The organism is uncultured Amphritea sp. (assembly GCF_937127095.1).
GTDB lineage: Bacteria > Pseudomonadota > Gammaproteobacteria > Pseudomonadales > Balneatricaceae > Amphritea.
Genome location: NZ_CAKZLP010000037.1, coordinates 1 through 3373, shown reverse-complemented (window position 1 = coordinate 3373; position 3373 = coordinate 1). Strand labels below are relative to the sequence as shown.

Here is a 3373-nt window from a genome sequence, read left to right as displayed (position 1 = left end):
GGTGATAATCCTGAATTTCAGCGTCAGGTGCTGGATGTCAGGGCGATGCTTGAAGGTGAGGCGGCGTTTTATGCGGCAAGCCGTGCCACCAATGAACAACTCGCAGAGCTGGATGATGAATACCGTAAGATGCAACAGCGCGGGCAGCGCGAAACCACGCTGGAAAAGGCCAAGGAGGACCTGCGGTTTCATATGATGATCGCCGAGTCATCCCACCATCTGTTGGTGATCTCTTTCAGTCAGCTGTTTTATACCCGCTTCTTTAACGCGATCTATGGTGTGCTGACCTGCACCCTGAAAAAATATGGCCGTTATCCCGACGGTATCCGCTCTCAGCACAGTGCGATTCATCAGGCGATTATGGCCCGTAATGCGGAGGATGCACGCAGCGCAGCGGTGGAACATATCCTCTACACCCGACGTCATCTGGATGACTGAATTCGCACCGATTTCCCCCCGCAGATATGTTGTCATGAAAGCGTATTGAAATAGCTTTATATTCCTCTTTCCGGTAGAATATGCCGCCTTTGTGCTGCTACCTGGTTTGTAGCCGCGATTGAATTTTATAGTCTGGCCTGTGGTACTGGTCAGCACTTAGCAGATAGGAATAGACAATGCCTGTAATTACCCTTCCCGATGGCAGCAAGCGCGAGTTTGCTAATGCCGTTACCGTATTTGATGTTGCCGCTGATATTGGCGCAGGTCTGGCTAAAGTCGCCCTGGCCGGCCGGGTGAATGGTGAGCTGGTGGATACGTCCCACACCATTACCGAAGACGCTAATCTGGCAATTATCACGCCGCGTGATGAAGCGGGTCTGGAAGTGATTCGTCACTCCTGTGCTCACCTGATGGCGATGGCGGTACAGCAGCTGTTCCCAACTGCTCAGGTCACCATCGGTCCGGTGATCGAAGATGGTTTCTATTATGATTTCGCTTACGAGCGTCCGTTTACGCCTGATGATCTGCAAAAGATCGAAGCGAAGATGAAAGAGCTGGTAAAAGCCAACTATCCGGTTTCCCGCTCGCTGATGAGTCGTGATGAAGCGGTGGCGCTGTTCGAAAGCAAGGGTGAGAAGTATAAGGTGGAGTTGCTGGAAGCGATTCCGGCTGATCAGGATCTGTCATTCTATTCTCAGGGCGATTTTATCGATCTGTGTCGCGGACCTCACGTGCCCTCCACCGGTCATATTAAAGTCTTCAAGCTGATGAAACTGGCCGGTGCGTACTGGCGTGGCGATTCTAAAAATGAGATGTTGCAGCGTATCTATGGTACTGCCTGGGGTGATAAGAATGACCTCAAAGAGCACCTGCACCGTCTGGAAGAAGCGGAAAAGCGCGATCACCGTAAGCTGGGTAAACAGCTGAATCTGTTCCACCTGCAGGAAGAAGCGCCGGGGATGGTGTTCTGGCATCCCGATGGCTGGACGCTGTATCAGGGGATTGAGCAGTACATGCGCAAGAAGTTGCGTAAGCACGGCTATGATGAGATTAAAACACCACAGGTGGTTGAACGTACCCTGTGGGAGAAGTCCGGTCACTGGGATAAATTCTCTGAAGAGATGTTTACCACCCACTCAGAGAACCGAGACTTTGCGATTAAACCGATGAACTGTCCATGCCATGTGCAGGTGTTCAATCAGGGGCTGCGGTCATACCGTGATCTGCCTTTACGACTGGCTGAATTCGGTTGCTGTCACCGGAATGAACCGTCCGGTGCGTTGCACGGCATTATGCGGGTGCGGGGTTTTGTTCAGGATGACGCACATATCTTCTGTGCTGAAGATGATATTCAGAGCGAAGTGGCGCTTTTCATCGACTTCCTGCATGAGGTTTACGCTGATTTTGGTTTCACCGAAGTTATCTACAAGCTTTCCACCCGTCCGGAAAAACGGGTAGGCTCTGACGAGGTTTGGGATAAGGCTGAAAAAGCGTTGGGCGATGCCCTTGATGCTGCTGGTCTTGACTGGGCTGAGTTGCCGGGCGAAGGTGCTTTCTACGGCCCTAAAGTTGAGTTCTCTCTGAAAGACTGTCTGGGACGTGTATGGCAGTGCGGTACTATTCAGGTAGACTTCTCGATGCCGGGGCGTTTAGGCGCTGAATTTGTTGATCACGATGGTGAGCGTCATACACCTGTTATGTTGCATCGTGCGATTTTGGGTTCTTTCGAGCGCTTGATTGGTATTTTGATTGAACATTACGCTGGCGCATTGCCAACTTGGTTGGCACCGAAACAGCTTGTTGTAATGAATATTACTGATAAACAAGCCGATTATTGCTCAAAAATTGAAAAAAGCCTGAGAAATAAAGGCATTCGTGCATCTTCGGACTTGAGAAACGAAAAAATCGGCTTTAAAATCCGTGAGCACACAATTCATAAAGTGCCTTATCTTGCCGTTATCGGCGATAAAGAAGTAGAGTCAGGAACAGTAGCTCTGCGTACTCGGTCTGGTGAAGACTTAGGTAGCATGAGTTTAGAGCAAGTAGAAGCCCTGCTGAGTTCTGGCTGCTAAGAAGAATTATTGGAGATTTAGCTATTAAGCGGAATAACCCAAGAGGTCGCAACGTAGAGGTTGCACCAATTAATGAGAACATTCGTGCTAAGGAACTGCGCTTAATTGATGCTGATGGTGAGCAGGTAGGTGTTGTAACACTTGCTGAAGCCCTAGCGAAAGCTGCAGAAGCCGGTCTGGATTTGGTTCAAATTGCTAAATCTGAGCCGATCGTATGTAAGATTATGGACTACGGTCGGTATCAGTATGAGTTGAAGAAACAGAAAGCAGCTCAGAAGAAGAACCAGACTCAGACTAAAGTCAAGGAAGTTAAGTTTCGTCCTGGTACGGAAGATGGGGATTATCAGGTAAAACTGCGCAACCTGATACGTTTCCTTGAAGAGGGTGACAGAGCAAAAATCACACTACGTTTTCGTGGTCGTGAGATGGCTCACCAAGAACTGGGTATGAAGCTGATGCAACGCATTGAAGCTGACCTCGGTGATATGATTGTCGTTGAGTCTCGCCCGAGACTTGAAGGCCGTCAGATGGTGATGCTGCTGTCGCCGAAGAAGAAAAAGTAATCCTGGTTCAATATCTTAACCACTTTGCTTGATCGTCTAACGATCAGGCTTAGTGGCTTAGTATTGCTTATCAGATAAAAAAACTTGAATGCGGAGTGTTGTTTACAATGCCTAAAATCAAATCAAATAGCGGCGCTGCAAAGCGTTTTCGCAAAACAGGTAACGGAATTAAGCACAAGCAATCTTTCCGTAGCCACATCCTGACCAAAAAATCGACTAAGCGTAAGCGTCACTTGCGTCCGATGAAGCAGTTACATGCTGCTGATCAGGCGTTAGTAAAACGCATGTTGCCTAATCTGT

General features: G+C 48.8%; 4 protein-coding genes. All 4 read left to right on the top strand.

All coding sequences use genetic code 11. The annotated features are described in order from the left end of the window. Positions 1-438, top strand: a 438-nt coding sequence (locus tag Q0499_RS08840; RefSeq protein WP_299198378.1) for an FCD domain-containing protein, incomplete at its 5' end; no start/stop codon positions are given. 176 nt (positions 439-614) lie between these two features. After that, entirely contained in the window at positions 615-2510 is a 1896-nt protein-coding gene (gene thrS / locus Q0499_RS08835) for a threonine--tRNA ligase (protein WP_299198376.1), read from the top strand. A 23-nt stretch (positions 2511-2533) separates the two neighbouring features. Beyond that, a complete protein-coding gene (gene infC, locus Q0499_RS08830) occupies positions 2534-3073 on the top strand; it encodes a translation initiation factor IF-3 (protein WP_299198380.1) in 540 nt (179 codons plus the stop codon). A 107-nt stretch (positions 3074-3180) separates the two neighbouring features. Next, positions 3181-3373, top strand: a 193-nt coding sequence (rpmI, locus tag Q0499_RS08825) for a 50S ribosomal protein L35 (protein ID WP_028302804.1), incomplete at its 3' end; no start/stop codon positions are given.